The following is a 16061-nucleotide window of genomic DNA, read 5'->3' as shown; positions in this document are numbered from 1 at the left end:
CTTTAACGATTCTTTAACTAATCGATTACTTATGAATACTGTAAAGCGAAACAATTATACTTTGGATTTAGAATTGGGTAAGTATTCGGGAAGAGTTGGCAGCGCGGTCCGAATCACGCCTCAGCGATCCGTGTTCATGGCCGGTATGCGTTGAGGGCAGGAACCAAAGGTCGAGATGCCGCCGAGGGGGCGCGTCATTCCGCGACGTGGCAGGCGGCTAGCGCGGCGTCGTCGGCTGCGACGAACTGGCGACATAAGGTCGTGCCTTTAATTTGGCGTCATGTTGCACGTGCGCGCCTGCTATGTTAGCAAAGCCGCGATTTTAACGGACCCGGCACCTCCCGTGTCGGCCGAAAATCGAAGTCCCGCTTGAATTCCAAGGGCTTGGATCGCTTGGCGCCGCTTCGTGGCGACGGTTTTTCCCTTGCGAGTTTGACAGCAAAAAGAGCGCGTCTGTGGCTGCAGAAGATACGTCCGTTTCCGGTGTGTCGGGCCGTTATGCAACGGCCTTGTTTGAACTGGCCCGCGACCAGAATGTGGTCGACGAGGTCAAAGCCGATCTCGACAAATTCGAGGGTTTGCTGAACGAAAGCGCCGATCTGAAGCGCCTCGTCCGCAGCCCGGTGTTCGCGGCCGATACCCAGTCCAGGGCCCTCTCGGCCGTGCTGGACAAGGCGGGCATCGCCGGCATCTCCGCCAATTTCCTGAAGGTTCTGACCGCCAACCGCCGCCTGTTCGCGGTGGCTGACGTCATTCGCGCCTATCGTGCCCTCGTCGCCAGGTTCAAGGGCGAGACGACGGCCGACGTCACCGTGGCGGAAGCGCTGTCGGACAAGAATCTCGACGCCCTCAAGGTTGCCCTGAAGTCGGTGACCGGCAAGGACGTCGCGCTCAACGTGAAGGTCGATCCCTCGATCATCGGTGGCCTCGTGGTCAAGCTTGGCAGCCGCATGATCGATAGTTCGCTTCGCACCAAACTCAATTCGATCAAGCACGCGATGAAAGAGGCAGGCTGATGGACATCCGCGCCGCGGAAATTTCCGCGATCCTCAAGGACCAGATCAAGAATTTCGGCCAGGAAGCTGAAGTCTCCGAAGTCGGACAGGTGCTGTCCGTCGGCGACGGTATTGCCCGCGTCTACGGTCTGGACAACGTCCAGGCCGGTGAAATGGTCGAGTTCGAGAACGGCACCCGCGGCATGGCGCTGAACCTCGAAACCGACAACGTCGGTGTCGTTATTTTCGGTGCCGACCGCGAGATCAAGGAAGGCCAGACCGTCAAGCGCACCCGCGCCATCGTGGACGCGCCGGTCGGCAAGGGCCTGCTCGGCCGCGTCGTCGACGCGCTCGGCAACCCGATCGACGGCAAGGGCCCGATCCTGGCCGACAAGCGTATGCGCGTCGACGTCAAGGCGCCCGGCATCATTCCGCGCAAGTCGGTGAACGAGCCGATGGCGACCGGCCTCAAGGCGATCGACGCCCTGATCCCGATCGGTCGTGGCCAGCGCGAGCTGATCATCGGCGACCGTCAGACCGGCAAGACCGCGATCGCGCTCGACACCATCCTGAACCAGAAGCCGCTCAACGCGCAGCCGGACGAGAACATCAAGCTGTATTGCGTCTACGTCGCGATCGGCCAGAAGCGTTCGACCGTCGCCCAGTTCGTGAAGGTGCTCGAAGAGCAGGGCGCGCTGGAATATTCGATCATCATCGCCGCCACCGCTTCGGACCCGGCGCCGATGCAGTACATCGCGCCGTTCACCGGCTGCACCATGGGCGAGTACTTCCGCGACAACGGCATGCACGCCGTGATCATCTATGACGATCTGTCCAAGCAGGCCGTCGCCTACCGCCAGATGTCGCTGCTGCTGCGCCGTCCGCCGGGCCGCGAAGCCTATCCGGGCGACGTGTTCTATCTGCACTCCCGCCTGCTCGAGCGCGCGGCGAAGCTCAACAAGGACCAGGGCTCGGGCTCGCTGACGGCGCTGCCGGTCATCGAAACCCAGGCCAACGACGTGTCGGCCTACATTCCGACCAACGTCATCTCGATCACCGACGGCCAGATCTTCCTGGAAACCGACCTGTTCTTCCAGGGCATCCGCCCCGCGGTGAACGTCGGTCTGTCGGTGTCGCGCGTCGGCTCGTCCGCGCAGACCAAGGCCACCAAGAAGGTCGCCGGCAAGATCAAGGGTGAGCTCGCGCAGTACCGCGAAATGGCGGCGTTCGCGCAGTTCGGCTCCGACCTCGACGCCTCGACCCAGCGCCTGCTCAACCGCGGTTCGCGCCTGACCGAGCTGCTGAAGCAGCCGCAGTTCGCGCCGCTGAAGATGGAAGAGCAGGTCTGCGTGATCTGGGCCGGCACCAACGGCTATCTCGATCCGCTCCCGCTCAACAAGGTGCGTGCGTTCGAGGACGGTCTGCTGTCGCTGCTGCGCGGCAAGAACGCCGAGATCCTCAACGCGATCCGCGACAGCCGCGATCTCTCCGACGACACCGCCGCCAAGCTGAAGTCGGTGGTCGAGGGCTTCGCGAAGAGCTTCGCGTAAGTGCCGTCATGGCCGGGCGCGTCCCGGCCATCCACGTCTAACGGCGTGTGAGGTACCACGTGGATGCCCGGGACGAGCCCGGGCATGACGACTGGATAGGTTTGCGATCAGGCCAAAGGGTCGGATCGTCGGGGACGAAGAATGGCGTCACTTAAAGACATGCGCGTCCGCATCGCCTCCACCAAGGCGACGCAGAAGATCACCAAGGCGATGCAGATGGTCGCGGCGTCCAGATTGCGCCGTGCCCAGCAGGCGGCCGAGGCGGCGCGGCCCTACGCCGACAAGATGGGCGCGGTGATCTCCAACATCGCCAGCGCTGCTGCAGGTTCGCCCGGCGCGCCGGCGCTGCTGGCCGGCACCGGCAGGGACCAGGTCCACCTGCTGCTGGTCTGCACCGGCGAGCGCGGTCTGTCCGGCGCCTTCAACTCCTCGATCGTGCGCCTCGCGCGCGAGCGCGCCCAGGCGCTGATCGCACAGGGCAAGGAAGTCAAATTCTTCTGCGTCGGCCGCAAGGGCTACGAGCAGCTCCGCCGCCTGTTCGACAAGCAGATCGTCGAGCATCTCGACCTGCGCAGCGTTCGCCAGCTCGGCTTCGTCAACGCCGAGGACATCGCCAAGAAGGTGCTGGCCCGTTTCGACAACGGTGAGTTCGACGTCTGCACGCTGTTCTATGCGCAGTTCAAGTCGGTGATCGCCCAGATCCCGACCGCGCAGCAGATCATCCCGCTGGTCGTCGAGGAAAAGGCGGCGAATGCGCCGACGACGTCCTACGAATACGAGCCGGAGGAGGACGAACTGCTGTCCGGCCTGCTGCCGCGCAATATCGCGGTGCAGATCTTCCGCGCGCTGCTGGAAAACAACGCTTCGTTCTACGGCGCGCAGATGAGCTCGATGGACAACGCCACCCGCAATGCCGGCGAAATGATCCGCAAGCAAACCCAGATCTACAACCGAACCCGTCAAGCCCAGATCACCAAGGAGCTGATCGAGATCATCTCCGGCGCCGAGGCGGTCTGACGCACGAACCAAACGACGGTCGTTCAAGTAAAGAATTTCGAAGGAGAGCTTCATGGCTACAGCAGCTAACCCGGTCGGTCGCGTCACCCAGGTCATGGGCGCCGTCGTCGACGTTCAGTTCGAAGGCCACCTCCCGGCCATTCTCAATTCGCTGGAAACCAAGAACGGCAACATCCGCCTCGTGCTGGAAGTTGCGCAGCATCTCGGTGAATCCACCGTGCGCACGATCGCGATGGACGTGACCGAAGGTCTGGTGCGCGGCCAGGAAGTGACCGACACCGGCCAGCCGATCGCGGTTCCGGTGGGCGACGGCACGCTCGGCCGCATCATGAACGTGATCGGCGAGCCGATCGACGAAGCCGGCCCGATCAAGTCCGAAGGTGTGCGCGCCATCCATCAGGAGGCGCCGACCTACACCGACCAGTCGACCGAAGCTGAAATTCTCGTCACCGGCATCAAGGTCGTCGATCTCCTTGCTCCCTATGCGAAGGGCGGCAAGATCGGCCTGTTCGGCGGCGCCGGCGTTGGCAAGACCGTGCTGATTCAGGAGCTGATCAACAACGTCGCGAAGGCGCACGGCGGTTACTCCGTGTTCGCCGGCGTCGGCGAGCGTACCCGCGAAGGCAACGACCTCTATCACGAGTTCATCGAGTCCAAGGTCAACGCCGATCCGCACAATCCGGATCCGAGCGTGAAGTCGAAGTGCGCGCTGGTGTTCGGCCAGATGAACGAGCCGCCGGGCGCCCGCGCCCGCGTCGGCCTCACGGGTCTCACCGTCGCCGAGCACTTCCGCGACCAGGGCCAGGACGTGCTGTTCTTCGTCGACAACATCTTCCGCTTCACCCAGGCCGGCTCGGAAGTGTCGGCGCTGCTCGGCCGTATCCCGTCGGCGGTGGGTTATCAGCCGACGCTCGCCACCGACATGGGCGCGCTCCAGGAGCGCATCACCACCACGCAGAAGGGCTCGATCACCTCGGTGCAGGCGATCTACGTTCCGGCCGACGACTTGACCGACCCGGCGCCCGCGACCTCGTTCGCGCACTTGGACGCCACCACCGTGCTGTCGCGCGCGATCTCGGAAAAGGGCATCTATCCCGCCGTGGATCCGCTCGACTCGACCTCGCGCATGCTCTCGCCGCTCGTCGTCGGTCAGGAGCACTACGACACCGCGCGTCAGGTCCAGCAGGTGCTGCAGCGCTACAAGTCGCTCCAGGACATCATCGCCATTCTCGGCATGGACGAGCTTTCGGAAGAGGACAAGCTGACGGTGGCCCGCGCCCGCAAGATCGAGCGTTTCCTGTCGCAGCCGTTCCACGTCGCCGAAATCTTCACCGGCTCGCCCGGCAAGTTCGTCGACCTCGCGGACACCATCAAGGGCTTCCGCGGCCTCTGCGAAGGCAAGTATGACCACCTGCCGGAAGCCGCCTTCTACATGGTCGGCACCATCGAAGAGGCAGTCGAGAAGGGCAAGAAGCTGGCGGCGGAAGCCGCCTAAGCCGGCGAATAGCGGACAGGGAGTGGCGAGTAGAATCTATTCGCCATTCGCTGCTCGCCACTCGCGCGTTCGCTACTCACCATTCGCAGGTTTCCAATGGCCACCATCCACTTCGATCTCGTCTCGCCGGAAAAGCTCGCATTCTCGGGCGAGGTCGATCAGGTCGATATCCCCGGCGTCGAGGGTGACTTCGGCGTGCTGGCGGGACATGCGCCGGTCGTGGCTGCGATCAGGCCCGGCATCCTCACCGTGACCACGGGCGGCAGGCCCGTGAAGATCATCGTGCTTGGCGGTCTCGCCGAAGTTTCCGAAAAGGGCCTCACCGTGCTCGCCGACGTTGCGACGTCGCTCGACGAACTCGACCGTGCCCAGTTCGCCGCGACCATCTCCGAGATGGAAGAGGGCTTGAAGGAGCACGAAGGCGACGAACTCGATCAGGCCATCGAGCGGCTCGACCACTTCAAGAGCATCCAGCAGCAGCTCAACAGCACGGCTATGCACTAAGCCCCGGCGCACCGCTCCGGGGCTCAAGCTAAAAATTCCTGAACAGGTTCAGCGCTCGTCACGGAAGTGGCGGGCGCTGAAACTTTGTTGCACCGCGCCGCCGATAGCGGCATTCTGCGCCCGCGAATTTGTTTCGGGGCTGGCGGCAGATGAAACGCAAGATCGCAGCGATTTTCGCGGCCGATATTGCCGGTTACTCAAGACTGGTCGCGGAAGACGAAGAGGAGACGTTGCGGCGTCTCGCCTCTTATCGCGAGGTCATCGACGACTTCATCGCGAAGGCCAACGGACGCATCTTCAACACGGCGGGCGACGCCGTGCTGGCGGAATTTCCGAGCGCGGTCGATGCGGTGCGCTGCGCGATCGACATCCAGGAATCCCTGCGAACCCGCAACATGGCTTATCCGCCGAGCCGGCAGATGTCGTTCCGCATCGGCATCACCATCGGTGACGTGGTCGAGCGCAACGGCGATCTGCTCGGTGACGGCGTCAATATCGCCGCCCGGCTCGAAGGCCTCGCCGAGGTCGGCGGCATCTGCGTCTCCCGCGCCGTGCACGAGCAGGTCGCCAACAAGCTGTCGGTGCAGTTCGCCGACATCGGCGCGCAGGAGGTCAAGAACATCCCGACGCCGGTGCACGCCTACATGGTGGCGATGCGGCGCGAGGACGGCAGCTACGCCACGCCGAAGGTGAAGAAGCCCGCCTCCAAGCTGGCCGCGGCACCGGTGTGGATGTGGCCGCTGGTGGTCGCCGTCGTCTCGGTCGTCGCCATCCTTGTCACCGGCTTCCTCTACAACACCAAGCTCAAGCAGACGGTCACCGCCGCGCCCGCCCCGGCCGCGACGCCGAGCGCAGCAATGCCACGTGCTGCGATGCCAAGCGCAGCGCCAGCGGCAAATGCCGTGGCGCCGAGTCCGATGCCGCCGATGGCTCCGATGAGCCCGGCGAATGCCGGCGCCGCGATGGCACCGATGCCCGCGCCCTCACCAGCCGCCGCGCCGCTATCAGGCAAGCTTGCCGTCGACAGCGTGCCCTTCATCAACGAGCGCATCCGCAACTATCTGGCCGGCGACTATTCCACCTCCGGCGACTACAAGGCCTTCGCGCTCAATATCGGCGGCTTCACAGGCGCGGCGTTGAACCAGCCGACCGAGGAAGCCGCCCGCAACATGGCGCTCGAGCAGTGCCAGAAGCGCGCCGATGCCGCGCAATCGCCGCGGCGTTGCGAGCTCTATGCGGTCGGCAACGACGTCGTCTACACGCACGGCAAGCCGCCGATGCCGCCGCAGCCCTGGGTGCGCCACGACGCCATGACCGAGCGGGCCTTCGTGCCGAAGGATTTTCCGATGGTGCGCGATCCGGCAAAAGTCCGGCTCGAGAACATGTTCGTGCCGGCGGCGAAATCCCGCGCGATCGCGCTCGGCCCGGGCGGTCAATATTTCATGGTGCTGGGCGCGTCATCCGTCGACGATTCGGCGCGGCGTTCACTGGAAGCGTGCGGCGCCATCGCCGGCGTGGCCTGCCTGATCGTCGCGGTCGATGACAATTTCGTCGTGCCGATCCCGACCCTGCTCAGGATCACCGGCTTCTTCCATGCCGCGTCGAACGCCTCGATCGCCGCCGACGCGCGCGCCGAGGTCGTGCGCAAGCTCGCCGATGGCATGGGCTGGAACGCAGTCGCGGTCGGAACCGCCGGCCGGCCGGGGCTCGGCCTGAAGGCCGCGGACGAGCAGACCGCCGTCAATTCCGCGCTCGCCGACTGCGCCAAGCGCGACAGCGATTGCCACGTCATCGCGATCGGCCCGTTCACGGTGGGGCCGACGAACTGATGCAATGAGACTTCACCAGCGCCCCGACGGAGGTCGGTTCCCTCCCCCGCAAGGGGGGAGGGAACGGAGAGAGCGATACCTTCTCACACGCAAATTTCCGACGAAAAATCTCTCATGAATTCAATCCCCAGCTACTGTGCATGGGGTTGTTTCGCAGTTTCAGTTTGCGAAGGGCGCAAACTGCTGCGCGACCGCGCGGTAGACCTCGCGGCGGAACGGCACCACGAGATCGGCGACGCGGTCGAGCCGCTCCCAACGCCAGGCGTCGAACTCCGCGGGCTGTTCGTTGCGCGGCGTCAGCGGATCGATCTCGTCATCGCGGCCGGTGAAGCGCAACGCGAACCATTTCTGGCGCTGCCCGCGGAATTTCGCCAGCCGGTGCGTCCGCGGCCCGTCGTAGGGCGGGAATTCGTAAGTCAGCCAGTCTGTCTCGCCGAGATAGTCCGCACTCTTGACGCTGGTCTCTTCCCAAAGCTCGCGCAGCGCCGCATCGCGCAGGTTCTCGCCCTCATCGACACCGCCTTGCGGCATCTGCCAATCGAGGCCCGGCAGGATGATCTCGGGGCCGTCGCCCTTGAAGCGGTGACCGATCAGCACGCGGCCATCGGCATTGAAGAGGGCGATCCCCACGTTGGGACGGTAGGGTTTTTGATTGGTCACGCGCGCGTCTTTCATCGTCATTCCGGCGATGCATTAGCACCGAACCCGGGATGACGATTTGATTTATTCAGTCCCCAGCGCGGAAAATTCCTTCACGACGCGCTCATAGACCGGGCGCTTGAACGGGATGATCAGCCCGGTCAGGTTCTTCATCGGCTCCCAGCGCCAGCTCATGAACTCGGCCTTGTGGCCGCCGCCGCCGGGCTTTTCGACATTGATCTCGCTGTCCTTGCCGGTGAACCGGACCGCGAACCATTTCTGGCGCTGGCCGCGATAGCGGCCCTTCCAGGCGCGTCCCGCAACCGTGCGCGGGATGTCGTAAACGAGCCAGTCCGCGACCTCGCCGAGCCGCTCGACCGAGCGCACGCTGGTCTCCTCATAGAGCTCGCGCTTGGCGGCCTCCCAGGTGTCCTCACCGGGATCGACGCCGCCCTGCGGCATCTGCCAGACATGGGCGTCGTCGACATGCTCGATGCCGCCGGCGCGGCGGCCGATGAACACCAGACCCTTCTTGTTGATCAGCATCACACCGACGCAAGTACGGTAGGGCAGATCCTCGTAACGCGCCATTCCGCCAGACCTCTCGCGTGTTCTTGGTGGGTATGCCGGTCCCGAGGGCCCGTGCCGTACCAATCCGTTGATTTAGCTGGATTTTGATTTCAGCATCGCTGTTGTCAATGGCACCAAAAGGATACCCCGGTCGCTCAATGTCTTGGTCCAGCTGCCGATGCGCTCGATCGAGACCGGCAGGGCGGACGCGGTGCCGATTGCGACGCCGCGCTCGCGCGCCATCGATTCGAGCTTGTTCAGGGCGCGGTCGATCTCCGCGGGTGTCGGCACCACGTCGATCGCGATGTCGCCCTTGCCGAACGGCATCGCCTGGCTGGCCGCGGCCTGCGGCGCGATGCTGCGCGGCGAGGAGCCGTCGTCGAAGAAGCCGAGGCCGCGCTTGGCTGCCTCGCGGATGATCGGCTGCATCGCGGCGTCGGTCGCCACGAAGCGGGCGCCCATGAAATTGGTGAGGCCGGCATAGCCCTGCATCCGGCTCAGGTGCCAGTACAGGCGGTCCATGTTCTGGTCGATGGTGAGCGATGTCAGCAGCGTCTGCGGACCCGGGTCGTTGTCCGGGAAGTCGTAGGGCTCCATCGGGATCTGGAGGAAGATCTCGTGGCGCTGCGCGCGGGCCCGCTCGGCGAGCTTGCCGGGGTCGGCGCCATAGGGCGTGAAGGCCAGCGTCACCGCCGGCGGCAGCCGCATGATCGCGTCGGTGGTCTTGGCCGCGCCGACGCCGAGGCCGCCGATCAGGATCGCGACCACAGGCATCTTCGCCGCCTTGGCGCGGTCGGCATCCGCCGCGTAGACATTGAACGGCTTCGCGCCCTCGGCCGTCACGGGGATCATGCCGTAGCGCGATTTTTCCAGCAGCTTTGGGTCGATCCCGGCCATGACGGGCGGTGGGGCGGAGGCGGCCGCGGCGTCGCCTTTGTCGGCGGCATCGCCGCCACCGATCACCACGTCGTGGCGCGTGCCGGTGGAACCGTCGATCATGGTGACGGTCTTCTGCTCGCCCGCCTGCTTCGGTGCTTCCTTGGCCTCGTGCCTGCTCTCTGGCTTGCTCTCCTGGCCAAGGCCCGCGGCGGCCGGCTTCTCGTCGGTGGCCTTGGGTTCACGGATCGCAATCCGCGTCATCGGCTCGCCGCCGAGCGGATCCTTGTTGAAGATGGCGAAGCTGGCGAAGGCGACCAGGAACAGGCCGAGCATGACCGCGAGGCCCTGCATGGCTGTGAACGGCAGCCGCAGCCGCCGTTTCCGGCGCGGCTTGTCCTGTCCGAGCGGGGCGCTCAGATCATCGGCCGTTTCAGTCATGCGAGATCCCGAATCACTCCCGCCGACGATACCACGCCGAGGTCAAGCGGCGTCAGGCCGGGATAGGCCGGGGGTAGCAGGAGCCCCAAGCAAAAAGGGCGGCTCCCGGAGCCGCCCTTTTCGAGAGATGAGATGACGCGCCGACCTAGTTCGCCGCTTTGGGCTTGTCGGTCGTGGCCTTGTTGTCGCCCGGCGTCGGCGCCGCGGAGGCGCTGTTCTTGATGCCGTGGAGCAGGTCGTCCGCGAGCTTGAGCGCCTTGTCGTCCTTGGCGTCCGGCGGGACGTAGGACTGCGAGCCGGTCTTCTCGTCGCCGTCGTTCTTGAGATGGCCGCGCAGCGAAGCCTCGCCCTTGGTGTCGGTGCGCGACTTCAGCTCGTCCGGCACGTCCTGGAGCACTTCGATGTCCGGCACGATGCCCTTGGCCTGGATCGACTTGCCCGACGGCGTGTAGTAGCGCGCCGTGGTCAGACGCAGTGCGCCGTTGCCCGAGCCGAGCGGAATGATGGTCTGCACCGAGCCCTTGCCGAACGAGCGCGTGCCGACGATGGTCGCGCGCTTGTGGTCCTGCAGCGCGCCGGCGACGATTTCCGACGCCGAAGCCGAACCGCCATTGACCAGCACGATGACAGGCTTGCCCTTGGTGAGGTCGCCCGCATGCGCGGTGCGGCGCTGGGTCTCCTCGGCATTGCGGCCGCGGGTCGAGACGATCTCGCCCTTCTCCAGGAACGAGTCGGAGACGGTGACCGCTTCCTCGAGCAGGCCGCCCGGGTTGTTGCGGAGGTCGATGATGTAGCCCTTCAGCTTGTCGCCGATCTGATTCGAGAGGTTGGCGACCTCGCGCTTCAGGCCTTCGGTGGTCTGCTCGTTGAAGGTGGTGATGCGGATATAGGCGATGTCGTCGGCTTCGATGCGCGCGCGCACCGAGCGGACGCGAATGTTGTCGCGCACCAGCGTGACGTCGATCGGATTGTCTTGGCCCTTGCGGATGATCTTGAGCTTGATCTTGGTGTTGACCGGACCGCGCATCTTCTCGACCGCCTGGTTCAGGGTCAGGCCCTGCACGGCTTCGTCGTCGAGATTGGTGATGATGTCGTTGGCCATGACACCGGCGCGCGAAGCGGGGGTGTCGTCGATCGGCGAGACCACCTTGATCAGGCCGTCCTCCATCGTGACTTCGATGCCGAGGCCGCCGAACTCACCGCGGGTCTGCACCTGCATGTCGCGGAAGCTCTTGGCGTCCATGTAGCTCGAATGCGGATCGAGGCCGGTGAGCATGCCGCTGATCGCGGATTCGATCAGCTTGGTGTCATCGGGCTTCTCGACATAGTCCGAACGCACGCGCTCGAACACGTCGCCGAACAGATTGAGCTGGCGATAGGTGTCTGCGGTGGCGGCTCGCGCGCTGGAGCCCATGAAGACCGCGCGCGGCTGGGTCACGAACAGCGTCAGCGCAGCACCGGTGGCCGCGCTGAGGAGGATAACTGAAGTCTTGCGCATCATCCGCGAACCTTCTCGCCTTCATTTGCGGCCCACCATGGGCCTGGATCGATTGGAGTGCCGTCCTTACGGAACTCGACATACAGCACAGGTTGACTCGCGTTCGTGGCGAGAATGGAGGCGACTTGAGAGGTCGACCCCATGGTCGCGACCGGTTCCCCCGTGAGCACAAACTGACCGATGTTAACCGAAATGCGCTCCATCCCGGCGATCAGGACATGATACCCGCCCCCGGCGTTGAGGATCAAGAGTTGTCCATAGCTGCGGAACGGGCCGGAATAGACAACCCAGCCATCACACGGCGTCGTGACCTGGGAGCCGGGCCTGGTTGCCAGCGAAATGCCCTTCTGGACACCGCCGACCCCGTCGGAACCGCCAAAATCCCTGATCTTGTTACCGTTAACCGGCAGAGGCAGGAGCCCCTTGGCCGCCGCGAATGCGATCGCCGGGGTGGTTCGGGACCGGTCCTTGAAAGTGCCCGGACCGGGCTTGGCGCTGGCCGCCGCCTTGGCCTCGGCCTGCTTGGCGGCCTCAGCCGCCTTCTCGGCGGCCTTGGCGGCGCTCTGCAGATCCTGCTCCATCTTGGTGATCAGCCCCTGGAGATCGCCGACCTGCCTGGAGAGCGCGATGGCGCGCGAGTTCTCGGCGTCGAGATCCTTTTCACGCGACGCCTGCTGGCGTTGCCGCTCGTCGACCAGGGCGGTGAGCCGGGTCTGGTCGTTGCGGACCTTGTCGCGGTCGGTGGCGAGCTGGTCGCGTTCGGCGGCGATGCTCTTGCGCAGGGCCACGAGCTCGCCGAGGTCGCCCGCGAGCTTCTCGGCGCGGCCGCGCAATTCCGGCACCACGGCACCGAGTAGCATGGCGGTGCGCAGTGATTGCAGCGCATCCTCGGGCCGCACCAACAGCGCCGGCGGCGTGCGCCGGCCGGCGCGCTGCAGGGCCGCCAGCACCTCGACGATGTCGGCGCGGCGCGACTCCAGCGAGGTGCGCATCTGCTGCTCGCGGCTGTTGAGCGAGCGCAGCCGCGCTTCGGCTTCGTCGATCTTGGTCTCGACGGCCCGCACATTGGCTGCGGTATCGATCAGCTGCTGATTGAGCTGGGTGCGGTCCTGGCCGAGCGAGGTGATCTCGGCCTTGAGCTTGGCCTGCGCTTCCTCGGCGCTCTTCTGCCTCGCGCGGGCGGCCTCGAGCTCCTGCTCGCGCTGCTTGATCGCATCCGGCGAGACGGCCGCCGTCTGTGGCGCGGGCGCAATTGTCTGACCTTGCGTCTGAGCTTGCGCGAGGCTTGCGCCCAACACACTTAAGCCCAAGACAGTTGGGCCCAAGACACTTAGGCCCAAGACAGTTGGGCCCAAGACACTTAGGCCCAAGACACTTGGGCCGAAGACGCCGGCGATCAGCGGCAGGTTGAGGATCGGCGCTCGCATCGCTTTACGCAAAGGTGCTCGTTGTACGCGCATCACGCGCGGTGATAGGGGTGGCCGGCCAGAATGGTGGCGGCCCGATAAAGCTGTTCCAGAAGCATGACGCGGACCATTTGGTGCGGCCAGGTCGCAGAGCCGAACGCGATCGCGAGCTTGGCCTTACGGCGCAATTCGGGCGAAAGTCCGTCCGCCCCTCCGATCACGAAGATAGTATGTCCGGCACCCTCGTCGCGCCAGCGCCCGAGGTGCCGTGCGAATACGGTGGAGTCGAGATTCTGGCCCCGCTCGTCCAGCGCCACCAGGATCGATTTTTCCGGGATGTGCGCACCGATCGCCGCGGCCTCTTCGGCCATCCGAGTCGCGGTGTCGCGCGCGCGGCTTTCGGGGATTTCGTGGATGGTGAGCTCGCGGAATCCGAGCTTGCGGCCGGCTTCGTCGAACCGCTCGAAATAGCGGTCGGCAAGCTCCCGTTCGGGGCCCTGCTTCAGCCGGCCCACCGCAATGACAGCAACGCGCATGATATCTTCAGGTCGTGTTTCAAGACCGCGCGCAATATGCGCGCGCACGACGCTAGCATGCGCGTCAGCCGGATTCGAAATCGGCTCGATGAGCCTAGATCGCCTTCGCCGCCCCAGGGCCCTGCGTGTACAATCTCTCGAGATTGTAGAACTCGCGGACCTCGGGTCTGAACACGTGCACGATCACATCGCCGGAATCGATCAGCACCCAGTCGCAATTGGGCAAGCCCTCGACGTGGATGTTCCTGATGCCGTTTTCCTTGAGGCCCTTGGCGACGTTGTCCGCGATCGCGCCGACATGCCGGTTCACCCGGCCGGTGGTGACGATCATGTAGTCGGAGTACGCCGATTTGCCGCGAAGGTCGATGGTGACCGTCTCTTCCGCCTTCATGTCGTCGAGGCGGGAGAGGATCAGGCTCAGCGTCTTGTCGGCGTCGGGTTGCGCCTTCAAGGCCGCAGCTTTGGTCGATGTTTTACGCGCCGGTTTCGCTACCTTGGGTAAAACAGACTTGGACAATACAGATGTGGTCAGGGACCATTCCTTTCACTGTATCGCGAACGCCGAATCCGACGCTCACTGGTTACACTACATCATGTGGGGTTAAGGGTTTCAATATGCCAGAGAGTCCGAAATCCCCACAACATTCATACACTCCGTCTCACTTCGGACCTTTCCAGCTCCCGTCCGGGTTCCGCAAGCCGGTCGAGGACAGGTTCAGTTTCAATCCCGTCAGAAAGACCCAGGCCGGCGCCGGCCGATCCGCAAGCAATGCCGCGTCCGTCTCGGGCATGCGGTAGCGTGCAAGGGCCTGGGCAGCGGGCGAGGCGAGGGCGCGAAAACTCTGCGGCGGGCGGTCGATGACCGCAATCGGCACCTGGTCGGCGATGCGCCGCCAGTGCTGCCAACGATGGAATTGAGCGAGATTGTCGGCGCCCATGATCCAGACAAAGCGCAGGCCGCTGAGGCGGCGGCGCAAGGTGTTGATCGTGTCGATAGTATAGCGGGTACGAATGACGGATTCGAGACAGCTCACCTCGATCCTGGGATCGCCGGCGACGTCGCGCGCGGCCTGCATGCGCGCGCCGAGCTCATGCAGCGTGCCGTTCTCCTTCAGCGGATTGCCCGGCGTCACCAGCCACCACACGCGGTCGAGTTGGAGGCGTTTCAGCGCGAACCGGCTGATGGCGCGATGGGCCTCGTGCGGCGGATTGAACGAGCCGCCGAGCAGGCCGACGCGCATGCCTTCGGTGTAGGGCGGAATGGCCTGCGCGAAGAAACGTGGCGCGACGAAATTGTTACTCAATGCCCCACGCCTCGCGACATGACTTACGGCCGCGTCTGACCTGTGCCGTGGACGCGATATTTGAAGCTCGTGAGCTGCTCGGCGCCGACAGGACCACGGGCGTGGAATCGGCCGGTGGCGATGCCGATCTCGGCGCCGAAACCGAACTCGCCGCCATCGGCGAACTGCGTCGAGGCATTGTGCAGCACGATCGCGGAATCGACCTCGCTCAGGAATTTCTTCGCGGCAGCCTCATCCGCGCTCACGATCGCGTCGGTGTGATGCGAGCCGTGGTTCTGGATATGCGCGATCGCGCCGTCGACACCGTCCACCACTTTCGCAGCGATGATCGCGTCGAGATATTCGGTGTCCCAATCATCCTCGCTGGCAGGCTTGACGCGCACATCGGTCTTCTGCACGGCGTCGTCGCCGCGCACTTCGCAGCCGGCCTCGATCAGCATCTCGACCAGCGGCTTCAGGTTTTTGGCGGCAACGGCGCGATCGACCAGCAGCGTCTCGGCCGCGCCGCAGACGCCGGTGCGGCGCATCTTGGCGTTGAGCACGATCGACTTCGCCATAGCGAGGTCGGCGCTGGCATCGATGTAGACGTGGTTGACGCCTTCGAGATGCGCGAACACGGGCACGCGGGCTTCCTGCTCGACGCGCGCGACGAGGCTCTTGCCTCCGCGCGGAACGATCACGTCGATGGCGCCGTTCAATCCTGACAGCATCATGCCGACCGCCGCGCGGTCGCGCGTCGGCACCAGCGTGATCGCCGCCTCGGGGAGCCCGGCTTCACGCAGGCCCTGCACCAGACATTCATGGATCGCGCGGCACGAACGAAAACTGTCGGAGCCGCCGCGCAGGATCACGGCGTTGCCGGATTTCAGGCACAGCACGCCGGCATCGGCCGCAACGTTCGGCCGGCTCTCGAAGATCACGCCGACGACACCGAGCGGCACGCGCACACGCTCGATGGTCATGCCGTTCGGCCGCTGCCAGCTCTCGGTGACGATGCCGATGGGATCGGCGATGCCGCGCACGATGCCGATGCCTTCTGCCATCGACTCAATGCGAGCAGGCGTCAGCGTCAGGCGGTCGATGAAGGAGGCGATCATGGTGCCTGAGGCCTTGGCATCCGCGACGTCCTCGGCATTGGCAGCGAGAATGGCCGCAGCATTGCTGCGGATCGCCCGCTCCATCGCTTGCAGCGCCCGGTTCTTCTGCTCCGGCGGCGCCAGCGCCAGCACGCGCGCGGCAGCGCGGGCACGGGCGGCGAGATCGGACATCAGCGCCTGGAGATCGGCATTGCCGTCGACGGCTTTGAGGGGGGCGGCCATGGGGGAGTTCAACCTTCTGCTAAGGCAGTGTCCTAGCACGGAAATCCCGCTTTTGCGAAGGGCGGGAAGGGTATGGCTGGTC

The 16061-nt window shown here is 64.9% G+C and carries 15 protein-coding genes; 6 read left to right on the top strand and 9 right to left on the bottom strand.

Going from position 1 to position 16061, the window contains the following annotated elements:
- Nucleotides 1–455 precede the first annotated feature (455 nt).
- The 6 genes from BJ6T_RS01950 to BJ6T_RS01925 all read left to right on the top strand — a co-directional run bounded on the left by BJ6T_RS01950 (nt 456) and on the right by BJ6T_RS01925 (nt 7390).
- On the top strand, nt 456–1016 hold the full coding sequence (locus tag BJ6T_RS01950) for a F0F1 ATP synthase subunit delta (RefSeq protein WP_014490606.1): 561 nt from the start codon (nt 456–458) through the stop codon (nt 1014–1016).
- Nucleotides 1016–2545 (top strand): F0F1 ATP synthase subunit alpha, encoded by a 1530-nt coding sequence (gene atpA / locus BJ6T_RS01945; RefSeq protein ID WP_014490605.1) that lies wholly within the window; start codon nt 1016–1018, stop codon nt 2543–2545. The genes BJ6T_RS01950 and atpA overlap by 1 nt, the downstream gene beginning before the upstream one ends.
- Nucleotides 2546–2686: 141 nt before the next feature.
- On the top strand, nt 2687–3562 hold the full coding sequence (locus BJ6T_RS01940) for a F0F1 ATP synthase subunit gamma (RefSeq protein ID WP_014490604.1): 876 nt from the start codon (nt 2687–2689) through the stop codon (nt 3560–3562).
- 52 nt (nt 3563–3614) lie between these two features.
- Nucleotides 3615–5057 (top strand): F0F1 ATP synthase subunit beta, encoded by a 1443-nt coding sequence (gene atpD, locus BJ6T_RS01935; protein ID WP_014490603.1) that lies wholly within the window; start codon nt 3615–3617, stop codon nt 5055–5057.
- A gap of 96 nt (nt 5058–5153) precedes the next feature.
- Nucleotides 5154–5561 carry a F0F1 ATP synthase subunit epsilon gene (locus BJ6T_RS01930; RefSeq protein WP_014490602.1) on the top strand — a complete coding sequence of 136 codons (408 nt, stop codon included), beginning with the start codon at nt 5154–5156 and terminating at the stop codon, nt 5559–5561.
- Nucleotides 5562–5710: 149 nt separating this feature from the next.
- Nucleotides 5711–7390 carry an adenylate/guanylate cyclase domain-containing protein gene (locus tag BJ6T_RS01925; protein ID WP_014490601.1) on the top strand — a complete coding sequence of 560 codons (1680 nt, stop codon included), beginning with the start codon at nt 5711–5713 and terminating at the stop codon, nt 7388–7390.
- A gap of 159 nt (nt 7391–7549) precedes the next feature.
- Here BJ6T_RS01925 and BJ6T_RS01920 read toward each other — a convergent pair whose 3' ends face one another.
- The 9 genes from BJ6T_RS01920 to BJ6T_RS01880 all read right to left on the bottom strand — a co-directional run bounded on the left by BJ6T_RS01920 (nt 7550) and on the right by BJ6T_RS01880 (nt 15979).
- A complete protein-coding gene (locus BJ6T_RS01920) occupies nt 7550–8050 on the bottom strand; it encodes an RNA pyrophosphohydrolase (protein ID WP_028169671.1) in 501 nt (166 codons plus the stop codon).
- A gap of 63 nt (nt 8051–8113) precedes the next feature.
- Nucleotides 8114–8620: an RNA pyrophosphohydrolase gene (locus tag BJ6T_RS01915; RefSeq protein ID WP_014490599.1), complete on the bottom strand. Its 507-nt coding sequence runs from the start codon at nt 8618–8620 to the stop codon at nt 8114–8116.
- 72 nt (nt 8621–8692) lie between these two features.
- On the bottom strand, nt 8693–9916 hold the full coding sequence (locus tag BJ6T_RS01910) for a divergent polysaccharide deacetylase family protein (protein WP_014490598.1): 1224 nt from the start codon (nt 9914–9916) through the stop codon (nt 8693–8695).
- 145 nt (nt 9917–10061) lie between these two features.
- Nucleotides 10062–11417, bottom strand: a complete 1356-nt coding sequence (locus BJ6T_RS01905; RefSeq protein ID WP_014490597.1) for a S41 family peptidase — start codon at nt 11415–11417, stop codon at nt 10062–10064.
- Nucleotides 11414–12841: a murein hydrolase activator EnvC family protein gene (locus BJ6T_RS01900; protein ID WP_080593823.1), complete on the bottom strand. Its 1428-nt coding sequence runs from the start codon at nt 12839–12841 to the stop codon at nt 11414–11416. Before BJ6T_RS01900 ends, BJ6T_RS01905 begins: the two co-directional genes overlap by 4 nt.
- A gap of 32 nt (nt 12842–12873) precedes the next feature.
- Nucleotides 12874–13356 (bottom strand): 23S rRNA (pseudouridine(1915)-N(3))-methyltransferase RlmH, encoded by a 483-nt coding sequence (gene rlmH / locus BJ6T_RS01895; RefSeq protein WP_014490595.1) that lies wholly within the window; start codon nt 13354–13356, stop codon nt 12874–12876.
- 94 nt (nt 13357–13450) lie between these two features.
- Complete coding sequence (gene rsfS / locus BJ6T_RS01890) at nt 13451–13807, bottom strand: ribosome silencing factor (RefSeq protein ID WP_014490594.1); 357 nt, start codon at nt 13805–13807, stop codon at nt 13451–13453.
- A 208-nt stretch (nt 13808–14015) separates the two neighbouring features.
- Nucleotides 14016–14660 (bottom strand): nicotinate-nucleotide adenylyltransferase, encoded by a 645-nt coding sequence (locus BJ6T_RS01885; RefSeq protein WP_014490593.1) that lies wholly within the window; start codon nt 14658–14660, stop codon nt 14016–14018.
- A gap of 23 nt (nt 14661–14683) precedes the next feature.
- Complete coding sequence (locus tag BJ6T_RS01880; protein ID WP_014490592.1) at nt 14684–15979, bottom strand: glutamate-5-semialdehyde dehydrogenase; 1296 nt, start codon at nt 15977–15979, stop codon at nt 14684–14686.
- Nucleotides 15980–16061 lie beyond the last annotated feature (82 nt).

The sequence above is a fragment of the Bradyrhizobium japonicum USDA 6 genome, from assembly GCF_000284375.1.
Lineage (GTDB): Bacteria > Pseudomonadota > Alphaproteobacteria > Rhizobiales > Xanthobacteraceae > Bradyrhizobium > Bradyrhizobium japonicum.
This window is presented reverse-complemented; position numbering and strand designations above follow the sequence as displayed.

What these genes read in the sequence shown, in the direction of transcription:
- rlmH (WP_014490595.1), bottom strand. Translation starts at nt 13,356, where the DNA reads ATGCGCGTTGCTGTCATTGCGGTGGGCCGGCTGAAGCAGGGCCCCGAA.
- BJ6T_RS01880 (WP_014490592.1), bottom strand. Translation starts at nt 15,979, where the DNA reads ATGGCCGCCCCCCTCAAAGCCGTCGACGGCAATGCCGATCTCCAGGCG.
- BJ6T_RS01940 (WP_014490604.1), top strand. Translation starts at nt 2,687, where the DNA reads ATGGCGTCACTTAAAGACATGCGCGTCCGCATCGCCTCCACCAAGGCG.
- BJ6T_RS01915 (WP_014490599.1), bottom strand. Translation starts at nt 8,620, where the DNA reads ATGGCGCGTTACGAGGATCTGCCCTACCGTACTTGCGTCGGTGTGATG.
- atpA (WP_014490605.1), top strand. Translation starts at nt 1,016, where the DNA reads ATGGACATCCGCGCCGCGGAAATTTCCGCGATCCTCAAGGACCAGATC.
- BJ6T_RS01905 (WP_014490597.1), bottom strand. Translation starts at nt 11,417, where the DNA reads ATGATGCGCAAGACTTCAGTTATCCTCCTCAGCGCGGCCACCGGTGCT.
- BJ6T_RS01900 (WP_080593823.1), bottom strand. Translation starts at nt 12,841, where the DNA reads ATGCGAGCGCCGATCCTCAACCTGCCGCTGATCGCCGGCGTCTTCGGC.
- BJ6T_RS01910 (WP_014490598.1), bottom strand. Translation starts at nt 9,916, where the DNA reads ATGACTGAAACGGCCGATGATCTGAGCGCCCCGCTCGGACAGGACAAG.
- BJ6T_RS01925 (WP_014490601.1), top strand. Translation starts at nt 5,711, where the DNA reads ATGAAACGCAAGATCGCAGCGATTTTCGCGGCCGATATTGCCGGTTAC.
- atpD (WP_014490603.1), top strand. Translation starts at nt 3,615, where the DNA reads ATGGCTACAGCAGCTAACCCGGTCGGTCGCGTCACCCAGGTCATGGGC.
- BJ6T_RS01930 (WP_014490602.1), top strand. Translation starts at nt 5,154, where the DNA reads ATGGCCACCATCCACTTCGATCTCGTCTCGCCGGAAAAGCTCGCATTC.